At 66.3% G+C, this 25,581-nt stretch carries 13 protein-coding genes; 10 read left to right on the forward strand and 3 right to left on the reverse strand.

Features of this window, described 5'->3' with window-relative positions; all coding sequences use genetic code 11:
• Positions 1-2 precede the first annotated feature (2 nt).
• The 6 genes from ACZ6YI_RS04305 to ACZ6YI_RS04330 all read left to right on the forward strand — a co-directional run bounded on the left by ACZ6YI_RS04305 (position 3) and on the right by ACZ6YI_RS04330 (position 18,360).
• Positions 3-12,758, forward strand: a complete 12,756-nt coding sequence (locus ACZ6YI_RS04305) for a filamentous haemagglutinin family protein (protein ID WP_465777565.1) — start codon at positions 3-5, stop codon at positions 12,756-12,758.
• A 332-nt stretch (positions 12,759-13,090) separates the two neighbouring features.
• The gene (locus ACZ6YI_RS04310; protein ID WP_465777566.1) at positions 13,091-14,410 is read left to right on the forward strand and encodes a substrate-binding domain-containing protein; all 1,320 of its coding nucleotides are present in this window, start codon (positions 13,091-13,093) and stop codon (positions 14,408-14,410) included.
• A gap of 108 nt (positions 14,411-14,518) precedes the next feature.
• A complete protein-coding gene (locus tag ACZ6YI_RS04315) occupies positions 14,519-14,956 on the forward strand; it encodes a prepilin-type cleavage/methylation domain-containing protein (RefSeq protein WP_465777567.1) in 438 nt (145 codons plus the stop codon).
• Positions 14,953-15,597: a prepilin-type N-terminal cleavage/methylation domain-containing protein gene (locus ACZ6YI_RS04320; protein ID WP_465777568.1), complete on the forward strand. Its 645-nt coding sequence runs from the start codon at positions 14,953-14,955 to the stop codon at positions 15,595-15,597. Before ACZ6YI_RS04315 ends, ACZ6YI_RS04320 begins: the two co-directional genes overlap by 4 nt.
• Positions 15,594-16,541, forward strand: a complete 948-nt coding sequence (locus tag ACZ6YI_RS04325) for a type II secretion system minor pseudopilin (RefSeq protein WP_465777569.1) — start codon at positions 15,594-15,596, stop codon at positions 16,539-16,541. The genes ACZ6YI_RS04320 and ACZ6YI_RS04325 overlap by 4 nt, the downstream gene beginning before the upstream one ends.
• A 145-nt stretch (positions 16,542-16,686) precedes the next feature.
• Positions 16,687-18,360, forward strand: a complete 1,674-nt coding sequence (locus ACZ6YI_RS04330; protein WP_440325973.1) for a putative bifunctional diguanylate cyclase/phosphodiesterase — start codon at positions 16,687-16,689, stop codon at positions 18,358-18,360.
• Here the strand turns inward: ACZ6YI_RS04330 and ACZ6YI_RS04335 are convergent.
• Positions 18,345-18,995: a hypothetical protein gene (locus ACZ6YI_RS04335; RefSeq protein WP_440325971.1), complete on the reverse strand. Its 651-nt coding sequence runs from the start codon at positions 18,993-18,995 to the stop codon at positions 18,345-18,347. The genes ACZ6YI_RS04330 and ACZ6YI_RS04335 overlap by 16 nt on opposite strands.
• A gap of 214 nt (positions 18,996-19,209) precedes the next feature.
• Between ACZ6YI_RS04335 and ACZ6YI_RS04340 the strand changes: the two genes are divergently transcribed.
• The gene (locus tag ACZ6YI_RS04340) at positions 19,210-20,763 is read left to right on the forward strand and encodes a protein adenylyltransferase SelO (protein ID WP_465777570.1); all 1,554 of its coding nucleotides are present in this window, start codon (positions 19,210-19,212) and stop codon (positions 20,761-20,763) included.
• 143 nt (positions 20,764-20,906) lie between these two features.
• Here ACZ6YI_RS04340 and ACZ6YI_RS04345 read toward each other — a convergent pair whose 3' ends face one another.
• Complete coding sequence (locus tag ACZ6YI_RS04345) at positions 20,907-21,728, reverse strand: alpha/beta fold hydrolase (RefSeq protein ID WP_465777571.1); 822 nt, start codon at positions 21,726-21,728, stop codon at positions 20,907-20,909.
• A 133-nt stretch (positions 21,729-21,861) separates the two neighbouring features.
• On the opposite strand from ACZ6YI_RS04345, the gene ACZ6YI_RS04350 reads away from it, so the two are divergent.
• From ACZ6YI_RS04350 to sodC, 3 genes are all read left to right on the forward strand, one after another.
• Positions 21,862-22,968: a class I SAM-dependent methyltransferase gene (locus ACZ6YI_RS04350; RefSeq protein ID WP_465777572.1), complete on the forward strand. Its 1,107-nt coding sequence runs from the start codon at positions 21,862-21,864 to the stop codon at positions 22,966-22,968.
• Positions 22,965-23,666: a pseudouridine synthase gene (locus tag ACZ6YI_RS04355; protein WP_465777573.1), complete on the forward strand. Its 702-nt coding sequence runs from the start codon at positions 22,965-22,967 to the stop codon at positions 23,664-23,666. The genes ACZ6YI_RS04350 and ACZ6YI_RS04355 overlap by 4 nt, the downstream gene beginning before the upstream one ends.
• Positions 23,667-23,829: 163 nt before the next feature.
• Entirely contained in the window at positions 23,830-24,357 is a 528-nt protein-coding gene (sodC, locus tag ACZ6YI_RS04360) for a superoxide dismutase [Cu-Zn] SodC (protein ID WP_440329428.1), read from the forward strand.
• A gap of 102 nt (positions 24,358-24,459) precedes the next feature.
• Here sodC and ACZ6YI_RS04365 read toward each other — a convergent pair whose 3' ends face one another.
• Positions 24,460-25,527: a GGDEF domain-containing protein gene (locus ACZ6YI_RS04365; RefSeq protein ID WP_465777574.1), complete on the reverse strand. Its 1,068-nt coding sequence runs from the start codon at positions 25,525-25,527 to the stop codon at positions 24,460-24,462.
• Positions 25,528-25,581: the final 54 nt, after the last annotated feature.

The raw sequence follows: 25,581 nt of genomic DNA on the forward strand, positions 1-25,581 counted from the left end.
CCATGATCGTTCGCCACACGCCAGCCACCACCCGCCGCCCGGCACCGAAGCCGCGGCCGACCCTTCGCCGCCGCGCCATGTGCCAGTTCATCATGGCCGCGCTCGTGGGTAGCGGTGCCGCTCACGCGGCGAACCCACCGGCGTTCAGCCAGGCCTGGTTTGCTGCGAAACAGCAGCAGGGTGCCACGGCACCGGCCCAGCCGGCGGGCGGCAGCGGAAACACGGTGAGCTACAACCCGGGCAACGCGCTCCAGCAGCAGCGCGTCCAGCAATCCATCACCAACCTCAACAACGCCGCCGCGGCGCTCGCCGCGCAGATGCAGCAGCAGAAGGACGCGCAGGCCGCGGCCGCGCAACTGGTCTCGACCGTGCCGAACGGGCTGGGTGATGGCGCGCTGAAGCCATCCGCCGGTGTCGCCACCGATCCCTCGCTGTGGCAGAACGCGCTGAAGCCCACGGATACCGTGGCGGCGGGCGGCAAGCACACGGTGGAAGTGAAGCAGACCGCGAAGAAAGCCATCCTCACCTGGGATAGCTTCAACGTGGGCCGCGACACCACCCTGTACTTCAACCAGAGCGCCGGCAACCTCAGTGGCGGGGGCAACGACTGGATCGCGCTGAACCGGGTGAACGACCCTTCCGCGAAGCCCAGCCAGATCCTCGGTGCCATGAAGGCCGAGGGCACGGTGTATGTGCTCAACCGCAACGGCGTGGTTTTCGGCCAGGGCGCGCAGGTGAATACGCGCTCGCTGATCGCCAGTTCGATGAACCTGTTCTCGAACGACCTGAAGACAAGCAATACCGTATTCCTGGCATCCGGCATCGCTGACCAGACCCGGTCGAACCAGGCGCTGTTCTTGACGGATCCTGCTTCCGTCGATGGTGCCGGTGTGGTGATCGAGAAGGGCGCATCCATCAATGCGAGCGGCGGCGGCTTTGTGTTGGTCGCGGCGCCGAAGGTGGTCAACCGGGGTTCGATCGTCGCCGACGATGGGTCGGTGATCCTTGCTTCGTCGCCGCAGTTGCAAAACACCAGCAACACGGGTGACATCCAGCTTGCAGTGAACGGCGGCACGTCGGGCGCCTCTGACGGCATCGAGAATGGCGGTCTCATTCAGGCTCGTCGTGGGTCGATCACCCTGTTGGGCCCGGATATCGCCCAGGACGGCGTAGCAGTCGTCTCCACCAGCATCGCGCGACCGGGCAAGATCACTATCCAGGGCACGACCCCTGTTGCTACCGGCGGACCGGTCGAGTTCGGCGCCGGATCGGTCACGACGGTATTGCCCGAAAAGGATGGCGCGACAACCACGTCGACGCCTGAAGCCGACAAGGCCTTTGTCCCGGGCGCCATCCTGGTCTCGGGCTCCCGCGTGACGCTGAATAGCGGATCGCTCATCGAAGCACCGGGCGGTAAGGTAACGCTGCGGGCGGCGTCCGCGGGCGGCCCGACAGCGGGGCCCACCGATGGCCGCGTGTACATCGATAGTGGTGCGATCGTCGATGTCTCTGGCCTGGCGGACGTCGAGCTGCCGATGTCCGCGCTGCTCGTCAGCATTCCCCGCGTTGGCCAGAACGAACTCGCCGACTCGCCGCTGCTTCGCAACAGCTTCCTTTACAGGCAGAAAAACATCGTGCTCGATAGCACGGTATCCGGTACGCGCGCGGATGGCCTCGACTGGATCGGCAGTCCCATTCTCAACGCGGCTGGCTATGTGCAGAACGTGCCCCGCGATATCAGCCAGATGCTGACCACCGGTGGCACGGTAACGCTTGACGGCAATGAAGTCATCGCGCGGACCGGTTCACGTATCGCGCTCGATGGCGGCTACCTGGCCTACCAATCGGGCTGGATCACCACGCCGAACCTCTTGGGCGCGGATGGGCTGATCCACAACATCGCTTCAGCCGATCCGGATGTGGCCTACGTCGGCTTCGCGGGGCAGTTCACCAGCGACCATGCGCGCTGGGGTGTCAGCCAGACGTACAACTCGCCCCTCTTCGGTGGCGCGAAGCGGTACCAGGAGGGCTTCGTCAAAGGCTCCGACGCCGGCACGCTGACCGTGCACGCGGGACAGGCGGTGGCACTCGATGGGGAGATCTCGGCGCAGGCCACGCCGGGGACGCGGCAGACGGGGGATGGCACGCAGCCCGATGGGGGCACGTTCATCCTCGACCAGGCGGCTAACTCAGCCGGCAATGGTCGCGCCCCGGCGGGCCTTCGCGTGCAGCAGATGACGCGTACGCTCGAATCCCTGGTGCCCGACTTCGACCAGGATACGAAGTGGAGCGAGCTCGACGTCAGCGGCGGGCTGGACGCACCGTGGATGGTCCTCAGTGCCGACACCCTGGGCAAGGCCGGGTTCAGCTCGGTCAGCCTCACTAACAGCGCGATCGAGGTGACCGCTGGTACCCGGTTAGCCGTTCAACCGGGCGGCAGCATTTCTCTCGCCGGCTCGGGCGTGGATATCTACGGGAGCCTGGAAGCGCCGGCCGGCAGCATCTCGATTACAACAACCTCAGGCAAGGACATCACGCTGCACGATGGCGCGCTGCTCAGCGCGCGCGGGCAATGGATCAACGACAGCGGTGCTGACAGCGAGCACGCGCAGGGGAGCCGGTGGACCAACGGCGGGAACGTTGCGCTCTCTTCGAGCCGAGGCGCTGCTGGTAGCGGTGGCGACGACGTTACGGGATCCGTGGTGCTTGACGAAGGCAGCACCATCGACGTGTCCGGTGGTGGTTACGTCGACACCACAGGCAATGTTCGCCTGGATCACGGTGTGCCAGCAGGACGCGGCGGCAACGTGTCGATACAAACCTACCTCAATGGCTTCGCCCCCTCGGCGACGTATGACCATGCTCGTGTGGTGCTCGATGGCACGATTCGCAGTTGGGGCTTTTCAGGCGGCGGCGCACTGACATTGCGGGCGGCGCAGATCCAGGTGGGTGGCGATCCGTCCGATATGGCCCTGGCGAACGGCCTGTGGCTCGCCCCGGGATTCTTCGATGGCCAGGGTTTCAGTCGTTACAACCTGGATTCGGTCACAGACGCGACCATCGCCGATAACAGCACGGTCGTCGTACGCCCGGCCAATCTCATCGGTGACGTTGGCGCCCTGCGTGGGCTAGCTACCGGCAGCGATGTGTATGCGACGCCAGCGGTGACCGGTATCGGCGAACTCGACGCATGGCAGCGATGGGCGACAAGGGGCGCCGCCGCAGCACAGGCGCCCGGCCTGACGATCCGGGCCGGCGACTACCTGAATTGGGTCTCGGACGAGAACGATCCTTCTACGTACTCCCACGTGGCGGGCGTATCCGGCAGCGTCGTCGTTGGCCGTGATGCGGTCATTACCGTCGACGCCGGCGGCCTAATCGACGTGTCGGCCACCCATGATGTGCAGGTGGAAGGCCAGCTCACCGCGCATGGCGGCGCCATCAATCTGACGACGATCAAGCCTACCGGCGATACGGGGCTTACTTCGCGCATTGGCCTTGGCAGTGAGGGTGTCCTCGATGTCAGCGGCATCTCGCTGGTGAACCCGACGGCGGCGCCCGCCATGGGCCCATCGGGACGTATGACCCCGCGTACGGGTGATGTGCTGGCGGGTGGCGCCGTGGCAATGACCGGCGACGACGAGACCTTCGTCGTGGCCGACGACGGATCGCGCATCGATGTCTCAGGTGCCTCGGATACGTTCGATCTGCCGACGGCGTCTAGCCGTCTGAACGGGATGACCTCGGAGGTCGTACCCACGGCCGTCTGGAGCGATGCCGGTAGCATGCTGTTCGGCGCATCGGCGGGCCTTTACCTCGGGGCGACGCTCGAAGGGCATGGCGGTACGCCGTTGGCGGAAGGCGGCTCGCTCCAGGTGGTGACGCTTGACCAGGGCGACATCGTTGCCAGGGTGCGCGCGAAGGGTATCCTCGTGCGCCAGTCGTATGCGAGCAAGCCCGCATTCGCGAGCGGACGGGACGTCATCGGCGATGCCGATGGAACCCTGGTGTTCGCGGCCGATGTCCTGCATGGCTCCGGCATCACCACGCTGCAGTTTGGCCCGACCGCGGGTCAGAACCCTGGGGGACAGACGATATTACCGCTCGGCTTCGCGGGGGATGTCAATCTCAACCTGGGCCGCCAGGTCATTATCAACGCGACAGGTATCGAAGCGCTGGGCGCGGGTGCGTCGCGCGTCGACCTGCCATCGGGTTACCTCACCGACACCGGCCATGTGACCATCACCGCGCCCTACGTCCATATCACCGGCACGTCGGCAACGCCCAAGGCGGTGGCGGGCGATGGCATCCTCGATGTCAATGCATCCACCATCGACATGGGTGGGATGGTCAACCTGCAGGGCTGGAAGCAATCCAGCTTCAACGCCAGCGATGACCTTCGCTTCACGTTCCCCGCCTCGGCTAGCAGCGGAACGAATGCTTTGCAGGGCATGTTGTTCTCCACCGGCGACCTGACGTTCACCACCGGCCAGGTCTACCCGGCCAGCAATTATCGCTTCGCGATCGACGCCAACGCTTCCAACCTTCCAGACGCGCAAGGCAATGCCCGCGAGACCACGATTACCTTCCTGCCTTCGGGCAATGCGCCAAGCACGCCGTTGTCGGCGGGTGGTGCGCTGCTGATCAGCGCGGACCATATCGAGCAGAAGGGCAGCATTCGCGTGCCTTCAGGCTCCCTTGTCATCGGCACCACCGATCCGTCGGCGGATGCGGCCGCGTTCGGGCTGACGGGGGGCTTGCCGGCACTGACAAAAACCCAGAGCGTGCACCTTGCCCCGGGCAGCATCACGTCGGTATCGCTGGATGGCCTCACGGTGCCGTATGGCAATACGATCGATGGCGTCGACTGGCGCTATGGCACCAGCAAACCCTCAACCGTCGGCGGGGTGGCCAGCGTCGTCACGGCGCCACCGGCCAAGCAGATTGAAGTGCAAGGTGACTCAGTGTCGCTAGATGCCGGCGCCACCATCGACCTTTCCGGTGGGGGCCACCTGCAGGCCTCGGAATTCGTGCCCGGTACCGGAGGCACGCGAGACCTGCTCGCCACGGCACCCAATGGAGCGACGGTTTACGCCATCGTCCCCGGTTTCCAGGGCAAGATCGCGGCCACCGACATGTCCATGGAGGGGCTCGCCGTCCCCCAGCCCGGCGTCGGCCGCCAGGTCTACCTCTCGGGCGTGCCTGGCCTCGCTGCGGGCTATTACACCTTGCTCCCCGCCCAATACGCGAACCTGCCCGGTGCGATGCGCATCTACCAGGCGACGGGCTCGCGCGATAGCGTGGTGGGACGTGCCGCCGTCGCTCCCGACGGTGGCTATGCCGTGGCGGGTTATTACGGCGATGCGTTCACCGGGGCGCATGATGCGCGCACGACGACCTTCGTAGTGCAGTCCGCGCCCGTGTGGCAGCAGTATTCGCAGTACCGCCTGACGGATGCCGATACGTTCTTCAGCAACGTCGCAACGAAGAAAGGCCAGGTGGCTCCGCAGCTCGCCGCCGACGCGGGTCGCCTGCAGATCGGCGCAGGACATGCGCTGCAGCTGGGCGCCACGCTGGCGGCGGCGCCGGGCACAGGTGGCCGCACCTCACAGGTGGATATCGCTGGCGAAGCCATCCAGGTGCTCGGCGCGGGCGACACGGCACGCGATGGTTACCTTGGTATTTCCGCCGACGGGCTGACCACGCTGGGTGCCGGTAGCTTGCTGCTAGGCGGCACGCGAAGCAGCGATACCGATGGCGACCACATTGACGTGAGCGCCCAGAGCATCCTGCTTTCGAATGACGCGGCGCATCCGCTGGCAGGCCAGGAGATCATCCTCGTCGCCGGCTCGGGCGGTGATGGCATCACCCTGGAAGACGGTAGCGTGCTGCAAGCGCGCGGCGATGGCAACGCGGTGGCAAGCCAGCCGCTGGTGATCGGCCGCGATGCGGGAACGGATGCCAGCGGTAGCCCGGTTTCGGCTATCGACGGTAACGGCGCGTTGCTGCGCGTCTCGCAACATGGTGCCGCCCCCGTCGCCCGCCATGGCCTCGCCAATACGACGCCGGCTGGGCAGTTGACGATCGGCGCGGGCGCATCCGTCCTCGGTGGCAACGCCCTGACCCTGGATGCGACCGGGCGCGTTAGCGTGGACGACACCGCGCTGCTTGCCGGCAAGAATATTGACGCGACTGCCAACCGCATCGCGTTCGTCGGCGCCGGCGCGACGGCGCCGGATGATGGGCTGACCGTGGGTGCTGGCACGCTGGCACAATGGCGCGCGGCGAACTCGGTGACCTTGCGCAGCCGCGGCGACATCGATTTCCTCGGTGCGCAGGATATCGCCGTGGATAACCAGCTCGTGTTGAGCGCGGGTGCCCTCAACGGTGACGGCAACGATGTCGCGATCCACGCTGGCACGGTGGTATTCGCTAACACGCTGGGTGCTTCGGCCGGCGCGGCATCGAGCGCCGACGGCACGCTGCGCGTCGATGCGGGCGAGCTGGATTTCGGCCAGGGCACGACGACACTGCATGGGTTCGGTGCCTTCGAGGCTTGCGCCTCGTCGGGCATGCTGGCCGCTGGCCAGGGTGGCGCGGATTTCGGCGCGGCATCGGTGGATCTGACGGCGCCGGTGTTCGTCGCGGGCGGCGGCGGTGCGACCACGCTGGTGACCACCGGGGCCATGCGTCTGCACGGCGCGGCGGGTACGGCGCTCACCAACGATGGCCTGGGCGGTTCGCTCACCTTGCGTGCCGCGAGCATCGATGACGGCATGGACCTGAAGGCGGCTGCGGGTGGCCTGACCCTGGACGCCACGCAGGGTGGTGTGCACGTCGCGGCAGGCACGGCGCTGGATGTGGGCGGGATCACAAAGCAATTCTTTGATACAGCAGCCTACGCCCCAGGCGGCAGCCTGGCGTTGAAGGCGGCAGGCGATATCGCCATCGACGACGGCGCGACGCTCCGTTATGGCGGCGCCGCCGAAGCAGGCGATGCGGGCTCGTTCAGCGCCGTCGCGGGTGGGGGCTTGCTGCTTGGCGGCACCTACGACGGCCAGGCCGCCAAGGGCTACCGCGGTGGGTATTTCACGATCGGCAGCGGCGGCTCGCTCGACCTGGATGCACTGGCGGGCCTGGTCGCGGCCAGCGGTTCGACCGGCCTGGTCGACATCACGAGCGGGCAGGGCGATCTGGCCTTGTCCGCCGGGCATACGCTCACCGCGCAAAAGGTGTTCCTGTACGCCAACGGCGGGAAGGCGCGGATCGATGGCACGGTGGATGCCAGCGCGCCTGCGGCCAGCCGCATCGAAGTGTGGGGCCGCCAGGGCGTGGATATCGATGGCACCCTCGATGCCCATGCGACCACGCCGGAACAGCGTGGCGGCGATGTGGTCCTCGGAACCACGGGGACGTTTAACGGTACGGTCGATCAGACCTACGGCTATGAACAGGTCGACCGCGCCGATGCGGGTTACGTGCATGTCGGGGCGAATGCGCTCATCAATGTCGCCGGCGGGGCTGATACCGCTTTCGCAGGCGGCACGATCAGCATCCGCGCGCCGTTGCTGAGCGATGGCGATGTGCCCGTCACCGTCGATAACCCGGCGTCTCTGCAGGGTACGCGCTCGGTCACCATCGAGCCGTATGCGGTGTGGAGTACGAAGGACCCCTACACCGATGACCCGGGCACTGCTCCGTCGAGGCATTTCGATGGCGTCATCGATCCCGCCGGCTGGTTCACCAGCGACGGCACCACCATGGTCGCCGGCACCTGGACCGACGAGAAGGGCAACGCGCTTCCAGCGCCCGCCGACGCCGCGCAGCAGGCGGTGTACATGGGCAAGTACTACTTCACCCCCGATGCGATCAACACCGACCACGCCGGCTTCTTCGGCTACGTGAACGGCGATATCGCGCAGGGCCCTGGTGCGTTGATGGGCTTCGTCGAGCAGCCGGGCTTCACCTTCGGCGGTCGCTTCGCCGGCATCGCCAACGTCCACGTGCGGCCGGGTATCGAACTGCGTAACCCAGCCGATGGGGCGAACGCCGGCGATGTCAGTGTCGTCACCCACTGGAATCTCGGCGCCGGCGTCACCGGCGCCGACGGCAAGCCTCAGCTGGCGTACCGTTACAACGGCGAGGCGCCGATCCTCACCGTCCGCGCCGCCGGCAACCTCAAGCTCGATGCGAGTATCACCGACGGGTTCTACCAGCAGAACGACGGCGCCGCGCTCAATGATCCGCCGCGGGATGATAGCGGCAGCACGCCGGATGATCCGCGCTATGACGCGGCGCTGGCCGCCTACCAGAAGTCGCAGGCCTACCTGGACGCGAACAACGCGTGGAACGGCACGATCAACCTGGCGGCGGGCGACCCTGCCGACGGCATGACGCCGGGCGGTGGCGTGGCCGACATCAGCAAGGATCCGTACTACCAGCCGCTGACCGCGCCTTCCAAGGGGCAGGAAGATGCGTACTACGCCAACTACACGAACTATATCGGCGAGTTCGGCGATGACGTTAACTCGATGTGGTCGTTCTACTTTGTCCAGCAGAACAGCGGCGTCGGCTTCCTTGTGCACAACCCGACGACGGAAGTGGCGCCCCAGCCGGCGGGCTTCAGCAACTACTCGGATTACGCGGACAGCTACATGAACTGGCTGTACAACACGTTCGGTGTCGGCCTGCGTACGAACCAGACGCCATCACCGATCCTGCTCCCGGTGGATACGGATTACGCGGCCTGGTCGAACAACTACAACAGCATTTACCTCGCCAACCACCTGAACTACTGGGCCTATGTTGACTTCAATGTCGGCGACCCCGTTACCGGCGCGTTCCAGCTGTCCTACGCGCCATTCGCACCCAAGCTTTCGCCGACGCCATCGAACCCGCTGTACGCAGCGGCACTCACGGCGTACCAGCGTGCGCAAGCCTATCTCGACGCGAACAACGCCTGGAATGGCACGATCAACCTTGCCGCCGGCGACCCGGCTGGTGGCATGACGCCGGGCGGCGGTATCGCCGATATCAGCAAGGACCCATACTTCCAGCCCCTGATCGCGCCGGCTCTCAAACAGACCGACCAGTATTACAACAACTACCAGAAATACATCGCTGAGTTCGGCGACGACGTTAACTCGATGTGGTCGTTCTTCTTTGTCCAGCAGAACAGCGGTATTGGCTTTCTCGTGCACAACCCGACCACCGAGGTGGCACCGCAGCCCGGCCAGTTCAACAATTATTCGGACTACGCCGACAGCTACATGAATTGGCTGTACAGCACATTTGGCGTTGGCTTGCGCGCTAACCAGACGCCGTCGCCGATCCTCTTGCCGCTCGATACTGACTACGCGGCCTGGTCGAACAACTACGACACCTATCTCGCGAACCACCTGAACTATTTCTCGTACGTGGATTTCAATGTGGGCGATCCGGTGAGCGGCGCTTTCCAGCTTTCGTACGCGCCGTTCGCGCCGCGCAACGATGCGGATACGTCGGCGCCCCCGGCTATCTCGTTCGGCAAGCCCGCCGCGAACAACTCGCCGTCGAACATGCCTTCGTATGGCAATGCCGCTTCGCTGGCCTCGGCCACCTTGCTGGGTGGGCCGAGTACATCGTATCGCCTTGTGGCCGGTGCGGACCTCGCCGGTTCCGATCCGCTGGGGACCGCGGCCACATCGACCGCCGACATCGCGCTGGATGGGCATTTCGCGGTCAAGGACACCTTGACCGACCCCACGGCCGTGACCGTGGGCAGCCCGCTCGCCGGCAAGGTCCTTTACATGCCGACGACGATCCGCACCGGCACGGGCGACATCGACCTGGCCTCGGCCGGCGATATCCGCTGGCTGGATGCGGCGGCGCCCGCGACCATCTATACCGCGGGCGCTCCCGCGGATGGCACGTCTGCTGGCACCAACGTCGATGTATTGCGCCCGTCTGAACACGACAGCGGTGCGGCTGCGACCCAGCCCGACATGCTGGTCAACGGCCTTGTGAATCCTGACCACGCGGGCGATATCCATCTGCGTGCCGGCGGCGACATCGCCAGCATTCAGAATTTTGCCGACAGTGACGGATCGCAGACCAAGGGGACCCCGGGCGGTTCGATCGCGCAGTACTGGTGGCAATGGATGCAGGTGGGCAATGCAGCCGATGGCTCAAGTTCGTCCATCGATTTCTCGAACTTCCACCAGGGCGTGATGAGCATTGGCGGCAATGTCGATGTGGACGCCGGCGGGGATATCAGCGAGCTGTCGGTGTCGTTGCCCACCACCTGGTACAAGAATGCCGATGGCAAATCGATTACCACCGTCGGAGGTGGTGATCTCTCGGTGCATGCTGGTGGCGACATACTCAGTGGCACGTACTTCGTCGCGAAGGGCACCGGCGATATCCGTGCGGATGGCGCGGTGGCCGCTTCGCCCTCGCTGGCCGCGTTCGGTCTTGGGTATTCGTCGGGCGGCGTTGAGGCTACGACGCCGGTGTCCACCTTGTTAGGCATGCAGGACGCGCAGGTCAACGTGAGTGCCAGGCAGGGCGTGGATATCGGCGGGGTTTACGACCCGTCGTATTATCGAAGCTCCAACCTGCAGCCGATCCTTCCGGCAGGTGGGCCGGACAGCCAGGGCTATTCGACGTCCTCGTCGTTCACCGCCCAAGCCGCAGCAGGCGATGTGGTGTTCGGCAGCCTGCTTGCGCCAGGCGACCTGTTCTCGCACGCGCCTTTCCAAGGGGGCGGTGGCCTGGCCGGACCGCTCTTGCCCTCAACGATCGCGTTTTCCGCGCTGGGTGGCAGCATCGATATCCTGACCAGCGGTGAGCTGTTCCCCTCCGCGAGCGGTAACCTCACCCTGCTGGCGGCTGACAACGTCTCGTTGGCAAAGATCGCCTCCGATACGTCCAGCCGGAGCTTTGGCCTTGTGGATTCCTCGCCCGACGACATGCCTTCGCCGCTGAATCCGATTGATATCCGCAGCAGCTCGTGGGTGACCTGGGATCCCAGGGCCGCGCAATTCAATGCGATTTACCATGAGGCCGATGCGCTACACGCCGACGATACGAACCCGGTACGGATCTATGCACTGGAAGGAGACATCAGTGAAGGTCGAGTCGGCTCAGGCAATCTCTACGGACAATTCCTTACCCTGCTTCCTTCCAAACAGGCTGACATCCGCGCCGGACGCGACATCGTCAATCTTTCGCTGGTGGGTCAGCACACGCGTCGGGCGGATATCACGCTTGTCTCCGCCGGCCGCGACATTTACGACACGCCCTCCAACGATCAAGTGGCGCCCTCGCTCCAGTTGGGCGGCCCGGGTTCGTTCGTGGTCGAAGCCGGGCGCGATGTCGGGCCGTTCATCAGCCAGGCCGATGTCGCTAATCGCGGTGACGGTGTAAACGCGTATCCGACCGGTATCGAAGCCGTCGGTAATGCGTACAACCCGTACCTTCCGCACGAAAGCGCAGATGTTCTGGTGAACTTCGGTGTTGGCCCCGGCGTGGACACCGTGGCGTTCCTCGCGCACTACATGGATGGCACCGATGGCCTGCCCAGCCTGCTTCCCGACCTGGTCGAGTTCATGCAACGGCGCATCGCGGGCAGGGCGACCGCGACGGGGCATGTGACCGACGACGTGGTGGCTCCGCTCACGACGCAGCAGGCGCGTGACCTGCTGGCCCAGGAGCCCGAGGTCGTCCAGCGGATGTTCGCCGAAACCGAACTATTCAAGCTGCTCGGCCAGGTTGGCGCGGACTATGGTGACGCGTCCAGCCCTTACGCCGGGCAGTACGCGCGTGGCTATGCGGCGCTGAACACGCTGTTCCCAAGTTCCCTCGGCTACACCGCCAACGGCAGCGGGCAGGGTGGATTGAATGGCGCGGCCGCCACCGTGAATACGGGCAACCTGGATATCCGCAGCTCGACGATCCAGACCCAGCAGGGCGGCGACGTTACCTTGCTGGGCCCTGGCGGCCAGGCACTTATCGGCAGCACATCGGCCCCCGCGCAGTTCGTCAACGCGCAGGGAACCGTGCTCGCCGGGCCTAACTCCATGGGCTTGCTCACGCTCGAGACGGGCAATGTCAATGTCTTCACCGACCGCAGCTTGCTCCTCGCGCAGAGCCGCGTGTTCACCGAGCAGGGCGGCGATGTCACCATCTGGAGCTCCAACGGTGATATCAACGCGGGGCAGGGTGCGAAGACGAGCAGCGAAGTACCGCCGCCGGTATTCCTGTGTGACAACGATGCCTGGTGCAGCGTCGACGCGCGTGGCCAGGTAGCCGGTGCCGGTATCGCTACCCTGCAGACGGTCGAGGGCGCCGAGCCAGGCAACGCCTACCTCATCGCGCCACGCGGCACGGTCGATGCGGGCGACGCAGGCATCCGTGTGTCCGGCAACCTGGTTATCGCGGCGGCGCGCGTGGCCAATGCGGACAATATCCAGGTCAAGGGCGATGCCATCGGTATCCCGGTGACGGCCGCCGTTAACGTGGGTGCGCTCAATGCAGCGAGCGCGGCGGCCACGGCGGCATCCCAGGCGGCAGAAGATGTCGCGCGCAAGCAGCAGAGCGATTCGCGCAGCAAGATGCCTTCGGAGATCTCGGTGCGCGTGCTGCGCGATGGCGATAACACCTCGAGCGTATTGCCGGCAGCGGCGGGCTACGACAACACATCACCGGTGCAGGTGCTTAGCCGCAACGACAGCGGCCAGCTGACCGACGACGAGCGCAAGGCACTCCGTCGCATGTAATCACTGCCACCCCTGTAGGAGCCTGCTGTGGGAGCGTGCTTGCACGCGATGGGCGCTAGCGGCATCGCCCATCGCGCCCAAGCACGCTCCCACAAGATCCTGGGTAGGAAATGCATTTCCTGTTATGTGACGCGTCATGTGTCCATTACGCAGCAAGTGTGATGCAGTCGTGTTTCCGCATTTGCCGAAGTCACTGAGCGAACATATTCGCGGACATCGCGGTAACACGCGGAGGTCATCGCGCGAGCGGATGCTTGCAAGGCCTCCACTTGGGGGGCTTCTATGCAAGGGGATACACCATGCGTTGCGATTTTTCGATGGGAAACACCCGCATGAAGTTCGTTGCGGGCGCGGTGCTGATGTCGCTCGCTTCTGTTGCCGGTGCCCAGAGCCTGGTCGGCGGTGGCGCCACGCTGCCGGCGATCGGTTACACCGGTGCCGCCACCACCACGATCGGTAACCCGATCACCCCGGGCGCCGGTTCGCTGTTCGGCGTCTATGCCGCCGCCACCAGCGGCGTCAGCGTCTCTTACTGCCCGACGGGCAGCGGCGCCGGCAAGAAGATCCTTGCGGGCAACGATGCGACGCACTTCCAGGTCAACGGCAAGTGCCTCGAGAGCAACGCTGCCCTGCCGCAGGGCTTCAGCGCCGCCCCGGGTGGCGGTAGCCTCGCCCAGGCCGCCTTCGCCGCGTCGGACGCGCCGATGTCGCTGAGCGAGTTCAACAACTATGTCACCGGCCATGGCGCCGGCACCCAGCCGGTGCAGCTGCCGGCCATCGCGGGTTCGATCGCGGTGGTGTTCAACAAGACCGGCGTCAACACGATGACGCTCACCGAAGGCCAGATCACCGATTGGAAGGACCTGGTCGCCGGTCAGTCGGGCCCGATCAACATCGTGTACCGCAGCGACGGTAGCGGCACCTCGTTCTCGTTCCTCAACCACCTGTCCGCGGTGTGCCCGTCGAACATCGTGCCGGCGCACAACGACTCCAACGGCAACCCGGTTGCGGCCACCCTGCCGGCGACGAAGTTCACGACGACCCAGACGTTCACCGGTACGACCGATTCGTCCGGCAAGGCGCTGGGTGCGCAGGCGTACTTCGGTGCGTGGACCACCAAGGTCGGTGCGAGCGGCAACGCTGGCGTGACCACGGCGGTCAATGCGACCAACGGTTCGATCGGCTACGCTGAAGCTGCGAACGGTGTGACCGCTCCGGCCAAGTTTGCGTCGGTGACGAACTCCCACTCCGGCCTGGCCGTCAATCCGTCGACGGGCTTTGGCACCACCGCCGTTGCCGTGAACCTTGCCTATGACCAGGTCATTGCCGACAACGCCGACGCCAATGGCCGCCCGGTGTTGAACGCGCTGTCGACCACCAGCAAGTGCATCGCCGTGGTGAACCCGAACGACTACGCCGATCCGTCGACGGGCTACCCGATCCTCGCCGTGACCTACCTGCTGGCCAATGCCCAGGCCAACGGTTCCAGCGCGGCTGCGGTTCGTGGCCTTATGTTCTCGCCGTACAACACCACCTCGCGCACGTCGGTGACGAAGATCGGTCGCATCACCACCGGCTACGCCTGGCTGAGCAATGCTGACCTGACCAACACCACCGGCCAGACCAAGGTCAACGGCTGCGTCGGTATCTAAGGGGAGTGGTTGTCCAGGAAGGACGGATAGAGGGGGCGGCCGTGGTGCCGCCCCCTTTTTTGCATGCAACGACACGCGACTGAAACGATGGAATGCAAGCCTCGCCGCATGGCCGCCTCCTCCCTTCGTTGCCAGCGCACCCAAGCGGGCTTCAGCCTGCTCGAAACGATCGCCGCCATTCTCCTGCTCGCCCTGGCGTTTGGTGCGGTGATGCACGTAGCCGGTGCCGCGACGGAACTGACCGGGCATGCGCGCACGTTGAACCGGGTCGCGATGTTCGCCGACACCACGCTGGATGCGACCGGCCGCCTTGAGCCGCTGCGCGAAGGAACGCGGGAAGGCCGGTATGACGCGCAGTTCCAATGGCGGACCGTCACCCGCGCGCAAGCGGCCGCACCCGGTCAGACCCCCGATTTGCATGTGTATCGCATCGACCTGGATATTCGCTGGCACGAAGGCCGCACCGAGCGCCATGCTTCGTTCGCCACGCTGCGCCTGCAGGATGAACCGGTGCCTGCGTCAATGACTTCGGTAGCCGGCCCATGAGGCGCGCCCGCGGTTTCAGTTTGCTTGAGGTGCTGGCGGCGCTGGCGTTGCTCGCGATCCTGTTGCTTGGCGTCTATTCGGGCGTACGTTCGACGACGCTGGCCACGGGTCATGGCGCGTCGATCATCGCGCGCCTCGATGAAGTGCGCGGCGCCCGGGAATTCCTGCGCCGCCAGCTGGCTTCCGCCACGGCGCTGCCCTGGATGTTGAACGAACGAGGTGCACCCGTGGTATTCGAAGGTGATGCCACGCACGTTCGATTCGTGTCCACCTTGCCAGGCTATCTTGGCAAGCTCGGTCCGCAGCGCATTGAACTGGCTCTCGCGAATGAGGCATCGCAGGGCCAGGCGCTTGAGGCACATTTCTCCCCGTTACCCGGCAGTCAGTCCGATGTGACCGCCGGCGCGCAGGATGTCCTCCTGGCCCGCGTGCGAACGCTACGGTTGCGCTATGCCGCCCGTGGCTCTTCCATGTGGCTCGATGCATGGACGACGCCGACGGTCTTGCCCGGCGCCGTTGAAATCAGCGTGGTTCCGGAGGAGGGGCGTGATGCGTGGCCGCCCGTCGTGGTCGCCCTTCGCCAGGACCCGGACGCGGTCAATGTGCAGTGGGCGGCACTTCGCCTTGCGGGGGCGCCATGAAGATTCGGCAGCAAGGCGTCGCGTTGCTCGTGGTGCTATGGGCGTGCACCTTGCTAGCCATCCTGGTGGGCGGCTTCGCGAGCATCGCCCGGGTCGAGGCGCTGCAGACGCGCTTCACCCTGGGCCAGCAGCGGGCCCGCTATGCGGCGGAAGCGGGGATCATGCGCGGTATCGCCGCGATCGACGCACGACGGCGGCAAGCGGTGCTGGCGGAGATGAGTGACGTACCGTCGTCCGGTGCCGGCTTGCCTGGCGATGGCCGCTCGCTCGCCTTCGACTTCGACGGGATGCACGTGGCCGTGGGCATCCAGGACGAAAATGGCAAGGTCGACATCAACAGTGCCGATTCGCGGACGCTGCAGGCGTTGTTCATCGCCGCTGGGTGCGCGGATTCGCGTGCCACGGCCCTGCGCCGCCGCGTGGAGGCATCGCGAGGCATGGTGGGTGCGCCAGTGGCTGACGATGGCACGTCGGCGACGCCGGGGCTGGCGTCGCAGGAGCCGCCGAACACCCCGACAAGGCGTCCCGTGCCGTTCGCCGCGGTAGAAGAGTTGCAAGCGTTGCCCGGCATGGACCCGGCTTTGTATGGCCGGATCGAACCCGCCATAACGATCTGGTCGGGCCGCCAGACCCCACAGCCGGAGTTCGCGCCCTTGCTGGCCATGGCCACCCTTCGCGGGCTGGACCTGGAATCGGCTCGCGCGGTGATTGCGGCGCGCGATGGTGCGCCCCCGGGTACGCCCCTGCAGAACCTGCCAGGTGGCCTGGCGCTTGGCGATGCGCTGCCTGGCCGGGCCATCACGTTCCGGGCGCTGGCGGATGACGGCCACGGTTCGCGTTCGCTGGTGGAGGCGACGGTCCTGTTCGCCGTGGCGGTACCCGAGCGCGACCCGCGGCAGAGCCTCTATACCATCGTCCGCTGGCGTGACGGACCGCCCGGCTGATCCCTTGAGCGTGCTTATCCGCGCCGCGCTTTTCTTGCCGACTTAGTGCATTCCTCGAAACCCCGCGCGCACATAAACGGAACCGCACACACCCACGTCACGACATGGGTCGCAGATTGGCCGTTAACGAAGCACGGGGGCGCGCGTGATCCAGGACCTTGCCAACTGGTCGAAAGTGCTTGAACTGATGCCCACGGCGATGTTCGTGCGCGATGCGGCGCACCGCTGGGTGTTCGTCAACCGCATGGGCTGTGACTATTTTGGTTTCCAGCCCGACGATGTGCTCGGCAAGACCGACGCGGATATGTTTCCCCCGGAGCAGGCAGAGCGCTTCGCACGGGGCGATGACGCCGTCCTGCGTAGCCACGAGGTGGTGGAATCGGAAGAGGCGGTGCATGATTTCCAGGGTAGGGTGCGCACGCTGCTGACCCGCAAGACCTGCATCGAACTGGATGGCGAGCCGCACGTGCTCGCGTCGGTCACGGATATCACCGAGCTACGCGAATCCGAGGCGCATGTGCGCTGGCTGGCCTGCCATGACGCGCTCACCGGTCTTTCCAACCGCACGGCGCTCTTCAGCCGCCTCGATGCGAGCGTGGCGCGCGCCGCGGAGAACGGGGGCAGGGCGGTGCTGTATTACCTCGACCTGGATGGCTTCAAGAAGGTCAACGATACCTACGGCCACCTCGTGGGCGATGAGCTGCTGGTGCAGTTTGGCCAGCGCCTGCGCCATGCGGTCGGCGCGAACGATGTCGTCGCGCGCATCGGTGGCGACGAGTTCGCCGTGCTCGTCGAGGACAGCGGCGATCTCGACCTGGATGCGCTGGCCGATGCCATGCTGACGCTTGCCGCGACGCCGTTCGACGTGCTTGCCGCGAAGGCCTTCATCGGCACGTCGATCGGCGTGGTACGGATTGGCGCCGACGCCGTCACCTCCGGCGAAATGGCGCGCAAGGCGGATAGCGCGCTGTACGAGGCCAAGAAGGCGCGCAACCGCTACACCGTGTTTTCCGACGCGCTGGACGCTTCCCTGGCGCACCGCCGTGAAGTGGAGCTGGCGCTCGAGGAAGCCATGCGCACCGGTGAAGGCCTCAGCTGCCATTACCAGCCGATGGTGCGGGCGTCCGACGGCAAGGTGATCGGCCTGGAGGCGCTGGCGCGCTGGCGGCACCCGAAGCTGGGCGTCGTCCCGCCGGTGCAGTTCGTGGCGGTGGCCGAAGAGACCGGCCTGATCGGGCGCCTGGGTGAATGGGTGTTGCGCACGGCGTGTGCGCGGATGAAGGGCGTGGACGACCTGTATATCGCTGTGAACGTGAGTGCCGTGCAGCTGCGTGACAGCCGCTTCGCCGATACGGTGCTGTCCATCCTGGCCGAGACCAACCTCCCGCCGCGGCGGCTGGAGCTAGAGATCACCGAGACCGCGATCGTGCATGCCGATGGCGCGGCGACCCTGCTGCTGAAGCGGCTGCGTCGTGCCGGTGTGCGCGTCTCGCTGGACGACTTCGGCACGGGTTATTCCAGCCTCACGCTGCTGAAGGACCTGGACGTCGACAAGGTGAAGATCGATCGCTCGTTCGTGCAGATGGCGCCGCTGGCGGAGGACTCGGCCGCGATCGTGCGGGCCGTCTCCAACCTGGGCTCGGCATTGGGCTTGTGCGTGGTGGCGGAAGGCGTGGAGACCGAGGAGCAGCGGCAGTTCCTGCGCGATGCCGGGTGCGACGAGCTACAGGGCTTTCTGTTCTCGCCCGCCGTACCGGAGGACCGGATCGAGCGCGTCAGCGGGCTGCTCTCACCCGCCTTGCTTCATTCCGCGGGATAAGGGCTGGCCGGGTAGGCGCTGGCGGGCATCGGCCAGGTCCGGCGCAGGTCGGGCATGCCGGGCATGGAGGTCGGCTGGGGCAGTGGCAAAGGCATCTGCACGCCGGCCAAGCCACCCGTCGCGTCACCGACGATGGCGATCACGCAGCTGCCGCTTTCCTGGGAGCTGCCGAACGACAGGCGACCCCACGGCATCTGCATCATGGTGTAGCGGTTGGGCAGCATCGACGGCGCGGTCGGTAGCGTCGTCTCCGAGCTCGCCACGTGGAAGTGTCCGGCGATGTCCTGGCGGGTGAAGCAGGGGCGCTGCTCCAGCTGGATCGACGTGAACCGGGCCATCGGCACGTCGCCGCCTTCGTTGAACCCGCGCACCTCCAGGGCCGAAACCCGGAAACCATCCCGGGTGACGAACGGCGCGCTGCGGACGATCTGCGAGGGGGCATCCGGCGTGGAGTGAAGGCCGCCCGGTACCTTGGCCGCCAGCTGGTCCACCGCATTGGGCAGGGTGCCCATGGTGCTGTCGATCAGCTCCACCAGCGTCTTGTCGCTGCGCGGCGGCACCGCCGCCTCCGCCGGGAGGGCGGCCAGCGCGGCAAGCAAGGCAGCGGTGACGGTCGGCAGGCGCATGCGGGCCATGGTCGAAGGTTCGGGGGCGCTAGTGTGCACGTTTTCGCAAATTCATGGTGGGCCGTCCTGCCGCGCGCCTCCGGGATTCTGTGGGAGCGCGCTTGCGCGCGATGGGACCCGCGACAAGATCCATCGCGCGCAAGCGCGCTCCCGCAGAGTGATGGGGGTTGTTGCGGCCCATGTCCGGCCGGATATACCAGAGAACGCCCAAGCCCCCACCCCGATGACAGACCTCCGCTTCGACAACGCCTTCACCCGCGAGTTGCCCGCCGACCCGGATACGCACCTGGCCTCGCGCCAGGTGACCGGCGCGGCCTTTTCCTGGGTCGAACCGACGCCCGCGGCGGCACCCCGCATCGTGGCCGTGTCGGGCGAGGTCGCGGCCATGCTCGGCATCGACCCGGGGCGGCCGGACTTCGCGGAGATCTTCGCGGGCAACGCCAGCATCCGGGGCATGACCGGTTACGCCATGGCCTACGGTGGCCACCAGTTCGGCCACTGGGCCGGTCAGCTCGGCGACGGCCGCGCGATCGGCCTGGGTGAGGTCCTGACCGCGCACGACGGGCGCCAGGAGCTCCAGTTGAAGGGCGCAGGGCGTACGCCGTACTCGCGCGGCGCCGATGGCCGCGCCGTGCTCCGCTCATCAATCCGCGAGTTCCTGTGCAGCGAGGCCATGCACCACCTGGGGGTACCGACCACGCGTGCGCTTTCGGTCGTGGCCACGGGCGACCAGGTCGTGCGCGATGTGATGTATGACGGCAACCCGGCTCCGGAGCCCGGCGCCATCGTCTGTCGCGTCGCGCCGAGCTTCCTGCGCTTTGGTAACTACGAGCTGCCCTCGTCGCGGGGAGACACGACCTTGCTGCGGCGGCTGGTGGACTTCACCGTCCGCACGCATTTCCCTGCGATCGACGCGTTGCCGGAAGCGGAGCGCTATGCCGCTTTCTTCCGCGAGGTCAGCACGCGCACGGCCCGGCTCATGGCCGAATGGATGCGCGTGGGCTTCGTCCACGGGGTGATGAACACCGACAACCTGTCGATCCTGGGCCTCACCATCGATTACGGCCCGTACGGCTGGATCGACGACTTCAACCCGGACTGGACACCCAACACGACGGATCGCCAGCACCGCCGCTACCGGTTCGGCAACCAGCCGCAGATCGGCTACTGGAACCTGCAGGCGCTGGCGCAGGCGTTGTCGCCGCTGTTCGATAGCGCGGAGCCGCTGCAGCGGGGCCTCGATGCGTACGTCGAGACCTTCGAGGCGACCGACGCGGCGTATTCCGCCGCGAAGCTCGGCCTGCTGCATGCGCGCGACGGCGACGACGACCTCATCGCCGACCTGCGCGGCGTGCTGACCGCCGGCGGCATGGACATGACGATCTTCTACCGCGACCTCGCGTCGCTGGACGTGCATGCTCCGCATGCGGGTGTGCTGGGTGCGGCGTTCTACAGCGAGGCGCAGCGCCTGGCGGTCAGTGAACCGCTGGATGCATGGCTGAACCAGTACGTACAGCGGGTGCGCGAGGACGAGGCCTCCGAGGAAGAGCGGCTGGCGCTGATGCACGCGAGCAATCCGCGCTACGTGCTGCGCAACTACCTTGCCCACCAGGCGATCGACAAGGCGGAGCAGGGCGATAACAGCGGCGTGACGGAGCTGCTCGAGGTCCTGCGTTATCCGTACGAGGCGCAGCCCGGGAAGGATCACCTCGCCGGCCGCCGGCCCGACTGGGCCCGCGACCGGGTCGGCTGCTCGATGCTTTCGTGCAGTAGCTGACCGTTCGGCACCGCCATCGCGCGCAAGCGCGCTCCCACAGGGTCAGGGGGGCGTTGTGGGAGCGTGCTTGCACGCGATGAAGGGTGCGGCACCGTCCATCGCGCGCAAGCGCGCTCCCACAAGGGTCAGGCAGGCGTGCGGGCTTAGCCCCGCGCAAACGCCAGCAGGTCGGCGTTGAACTTGTCCTGCTCGGTGGTCACCAGGCCGTGCGGGGCGCCCGGGTATTCCTTCAGCGTGCCGTTCTTCAGGCGCTTCACGCCCGAACGGGCGGCGGCGTCGATCGGTACGATCTGGTCGTCGGTGCCATGGATCAGCAGCACCGGCACGTCGATCTTGTCGAGGTCCGGGCCGTAATCGACTTCCGAGAACTCGCGGATGCAGTCGTACTGGCCCTTCAGGCCGCCCATCATGCCCTGCAGCCAGAACGATTCGCGCACGCCTTCGGACACCTTGGCGCCATCGCGGTTGTAGCCGTAGAACGGCATCGTCAGGTCGCGGTAGAACTGCGAGCGATCGTTCCACACGCCATCGCGGATGCCATCGAACACGCTCTTCGGCAGGCCCAGCGGATTGGCTTCGGTCTTGATCATCTGCGGCGGCACGGCGCCCACCAGCACGGCGCGCGCAACGCGCTTCGTGCCATGGCGGCCCATGTAGTGCGCCACTTCGCCACCACCGGTGGAATGGCCGACCATGATGATGTCCTTCAGGTCCAGCGCTTCGATCAGGGCGTGCAGGTCATCGGCATACGTATCCATGTCGTTGCCGTCGAACGTCTGCGTCGAGCGGCCGTGGCTGCGGCGATCGTGGGCGATCGTACGGAAGCCGTTGTTCGACATGAACATCATCTGCGCATCCCACGCATCGGCGCTGAGCGGCCAGCCATGCGAGAACACGACCGGCTGGCCGTTGCCGAAATCCTTGTAGAAAATCTCGGTGCCGTCTTTGACCTTGATATAGGGCATGGGGGTGGATCTCCGGGGAAAAAAGTCGGGAAGGCAGAGTCTGGCGGCTGGCCGGGTGTCGTTATTGGACAAATCTGCGGGCTCCGTACAAAACGCTAGAATGGCGGGTCCAAGACCTCATGGAATCACCGACGTGTCCGCCGGTTCCGCCTCCGACGCCGCGCTTGAAGCGCTGTTCGTACCCTTCGCCACCGGCGAACTCACGCTGCCGGCGCAAGGCGGCGTGCTGATGCTGCGCGCCCGCGAAGGCGTGGCCCTTCGCGAACACATCCGCCCCGGCTGGGTGCTGCAACAATCATTCGCCCCCGCCGCCAACGCACTCGCCCGCCACAAATACGACGTCATCACCGACCCACCCACAGCCAACACACCCCCTGTGGGAGCGCGCTTGCGCGCGATGGTAGACGCCGCCAAGTACGAATTCGTCCTCATCCTCCCCACCCGCCAACGCGAAGAAACCCGCCTGTTGTTCGCCCAGGCCATGAGCGTCGTTTCACCCACCGGCATCGTCGTCGCCAGCGTCCCCAACACCGAAGGCGCCAAGACCGCCGAAGCGGACCTCGCCCTGCTGTCCGGAAGCGTCGGCCAGCTCTCGAAACACAAATGCCGCGTCTTCTGGACGCTGCCCGGCGCGGCCCCCGACGCCGCGCTGCTCGGTGAATGGCTCGCGCTCGACGCTCCCCAGCCGATCGCTGACGGCCGCTTCACCAGCCGCCGCGGACTGTTCGCCTGGGATCGCATCGACATCGCGTCGGCCTTGCTCGCCAGCGTGCTCCCCGGCGACCTGCGCGGTCGCGTCGCGGACCTCGGTGCAGGCTTCGGCTACCTCGCCTGCGAAGTAGTCGAGCGTTGCGCACAGGTGACGTCGATCGACCTCTTCGAGGCCGAAGGGCGCGCCCTTGAGCCGGCCCGCACGAACATCGCCGCGGCGGTCGCTCGCAGCGGCCGCGCGATCGATACGCGGGTCGTGTGGGGCGATGTCACCCATGGCGTGGATGGCCGCTACGACGCCATCGTTTCCAACCCGCCTTTCCACCAGGGCCGTGCCGACCAGCCTGAACTTGGCCGTGCCTTCATTGTTACCGCTGCCCGCGCGCTGGCGCCGGGCGGCCGCTTCTGGATGGTCGCCAACCGCCATCTCGCGTACGAGGCCACGCTTGCCGCCTGCTTCGGGCAGGTGCGCACCGTGGTCGATCGCGATGGCTTCAAGGTGATCGAAGCGAAGGATCCCCGCCCATGAAACTCGTAAGACTCCTCGCCAACCTCGGCTACGGCAGCCGCAAGCAGGTCGCCCAGCTCTTCCGCGAAGGTGCGGTAACCGATGCCAGCGGCGAGGTGCTGTACGCCGACGACAAGGTCGAGCACGCCGATGTCCGCTTCGAAGGCGAGCCGCTCGACCCGCCGCAGGGCATGCTGCTGATGCTCAACAAGCCCACCGGCTACACCTGCTCGCGCAAGGACGTGGGCCGGCTGGTCTACGACCTGCTGCCGCCGCGCTTCGGAGTGCGCAACCCCGTGCTCTCCACCGTGGGGCGGCTCGATCGGGATACATCCGGCCTGCTGCTGTTCACCGACGACGGCCAGCTGCTGCACCGGATCATTTCGCCGAAGAGCGAACTCGGGAAGGTGTACGAAGCGACCCTGGCCGAAGACCTGAAAGGCAACGAAGCCGAGGTGTTCGCCGCGGGCACGCTGATGCTGGAAGGCGAAACCGATCCGCTGGAACCGGCATCGCTCGAGGTGCTCGGGCCACGCCACGTGCGGCTCACGCTCACCGAAGGCCGCTACCACCAGGTCCGGCGGATGTTCGCCGCCGTCGGTAACCATGTCGAGACGCTGGAGCGCACCGCCCTCGGCGGCCTGACGCTCGGTGGTCTCGAGCCGGGCACGTGGCGCTTGCTGACGGAAGAAGACATCCGCGCGATCTTCGGCAGCTAGCCCACCCCCCGCCTGTGGGAGCGCGCTTGCGCGCGATGGGTGCTCGCGGCAAACCCATCGCGCGCAAGCGCGCTCCCACAAGGGCCGGGTCGCCGATGTGGACGCCACGTGCACGCGCGGTGCAGTATCCCAGACCACCTTTCATCCGTTTGGGGAGTGCAAGATGAGAAAGTTCGCAATCGTGGCGGCCGGGCTGCTGGTGTGTGGCGCGGCGCAGGCGGCCGACAAGAGCGTGACGGTGCCGATGACGATGGTCTCGGTTGACGGCAACGGCGCGTCAGTGGGCTCGGTCAAGATCAGCGAAAGCGCTGGCGGCCTCGTCTTCACCCCGGACCTCAAGGGCCTGCCGGCGGGCGAGCATGGTTTCCACCTGCATGAGAAGCCGAGCTGCGCGCCGGGCGAGAAGGACGGCAAGAAGGGCGCCGCGCTGGCGGCCGGTGGCCACTTCGATCCGGCCAAGACCGGCAAGCACGAAGGTCCGGACGGCATGGGCCATGAAGGCGACCTGCCGAAGATCACGGTGGGTGCCGACGGCACGGATACGACCGCTGTGACCGCCCCGCACCTGAAGAGCCTGGCCACGCTGAAGGGCCACGCGCTGATGATCCACGCCGGCGGCGACAACTACTCCGACGAACCCAAGCCGCTGGGCGGTGGCGGTGATCGCATTGCTTGCGGTGTGGTGAAGTAACCAACGGCTGCAGTCACGCCGTTGTGGGAGCGCGCTTGCGCGCGATGGGGCTTGCGGTAACACCCATCGCGCGCAAGCGCGCTCCCACAGGTTGTCACGCGCTTAGAACAGATCGATCGAGCCCAACGCCACCGGCGCAGCCAGTTCGCCTCGCGCGGTAAGCGCCTCAAAGCCCTGCACGCTGTTCCGCCCGTTCTGCTTGGCGTAGTACAGCGCCTTGTCCGCGCGATCCAGCACGATCTCGGGATAGTCGTGCTCGCTGATCCGCGCGTAGCCGATGCTCACCGTGACGTGGCCGACCTGCGGGAACGACCAGCGGGCGACATGCTCGCGGAAACGCTCCAGTGCATTGGCGGCCGAGAACTTGTCCTCCGACGCCAGCAGCATCACGAACTCCTCGCCACCGAACCGGAACAGCACGTCGTTCTGGCGGAAGCAGGCGCGCATCTGCTGCGCGAGCATCAGGATCACCTCGTCGCCGTAGACATGGCCCCAGGTATCGTTGATGCGCTTGAAATGATCGATGTCGAGGATCGCGAGGTAGATCTGCGCGACATCCTCGCTGGCGCTGCGCCGCTCCTCGTCGCGACGCAGCGCGCGGGCGCGCTGGCGCTGGAGCTTCAGCAGCCGCTGCAGGCGCTGTTCGAAGCTGCGGCGGTTGTACAGGCCGGTGAGCTTGTCGCGCTCGCTCTCATTGAGCAGGGCGATGTAGTTGGCATAGATCCGGGCGAAGCCCTCGACCATGGTGCGCACGCTATCCAGCGTGTCGTCGGCCTCGAGCATCAGGGCGCCGATCGCGACATGGTCGCGGATGATCGGCACGACCAGCCGGCAGCTGCCGTCGTCGGTCACGTCGGAGATGACTTCCAGCGTCTCCATCGAGCAGACGATGGTATCCACCGGGTCGCCATCGCGCATGGGCTCGAGCGCCTCGACGACGCAGCGGCCCTCGCCGTTGCGGGTGCAGACGGTCAGGGATTCAACGGGGTGTTGCAGGCTGTCGCCCGCCTTGCACAGGGTCACGCTCTTCACCGCGACCAGTTCGGCCATCGACAGCACGAGGCTGTGGTCCAGCGCGTCGATATCGCGGTGATGGGTGAACTCCGCCACGGAGGCGAGGAGCCTGGATTCCGGCATGCCACCGGCGAGCGAGTGCCAGGCTGAACTCACGGCCGGCCCATGCCCGCGGCCAGCAGGCCACGCTTGATCGTATGAAGTCGCACC

The organism is Luteibacter sp. NPDC104163 (assembly GCF_055584245.1).

Coding starts and splice junctions, on each gene's coding strand:
- ACZ6YI_RS04305 (WP_465777565.1), top strand. CDS start 3: ATGATCGTTCGCCACACGCCAGCCACCACCCGCCGCCCGGCACCGAAG.
- ACZ6YI_RS04340 (WP_465777570.1), top strand. CDS start 19,210: ATGACAGACCTCCGCTTCGACAACGCCTTCACCCGCGAGTTGCCCGCC.
- ACZ6YI_RS04325 (WP_465777569.1), top strand. CDS start 15,594: ATGAAGATTCGGCAGCAAGGCGTCGCGTTGCTCGTGGTGCTATGGGCG.
- ACZ6YI_RS04335 (WP_440325971.1), bottom strand. CDS start 18,995: ATGGCCCGCATGCGCCTGCCGACCGTCACCGCTGCCTTGCTTGCCGCG.
- ACZ6YI_RS04345 (WP_465777571.1), bottom strand. CDS start 21,728: ATGCCCTATATCAAGGTCAAAGACGGCACCGAGATTTTCTACAAGGAT.
- ACZ6YI_RS04320 (WP_465777568.1), top strand. CDS start 14,953: ATGAGGCGCGCCCGCGGTTTCAGTTTGCTTGAGGTGCTGGCGGCGCTG.
- ACZ6YI_RS04315 (WP_465777567.1), top strand. CDS start 14,519: ATGGCCGCCTCCTCCCTTCGTTGCCAGCGCACCCAAGCGGGCTTCAGC.
- ACZ6YI_RS04355 (WP_465777573.1), top strand. CDS start 22,965: ATGAAACTCGTAAGACTCCTCGCCAACCTCGGCTACGGCAGCCGCAAG.
- sodC (WP_440329428.1), top strand. CDS start 23,830: ATGAGAAAGTTCGCAATCGTGGCGGCCGGGCTGCTGGTGTGTGGCGCG.
- ACZ6YI_RS04310 (WP_465777566.1), top strand. CDS start 13,091: ATGAAGTTCGTTGCGGGCGCGGTGCTGATGTCGCTCGCTTCTGTTGCC.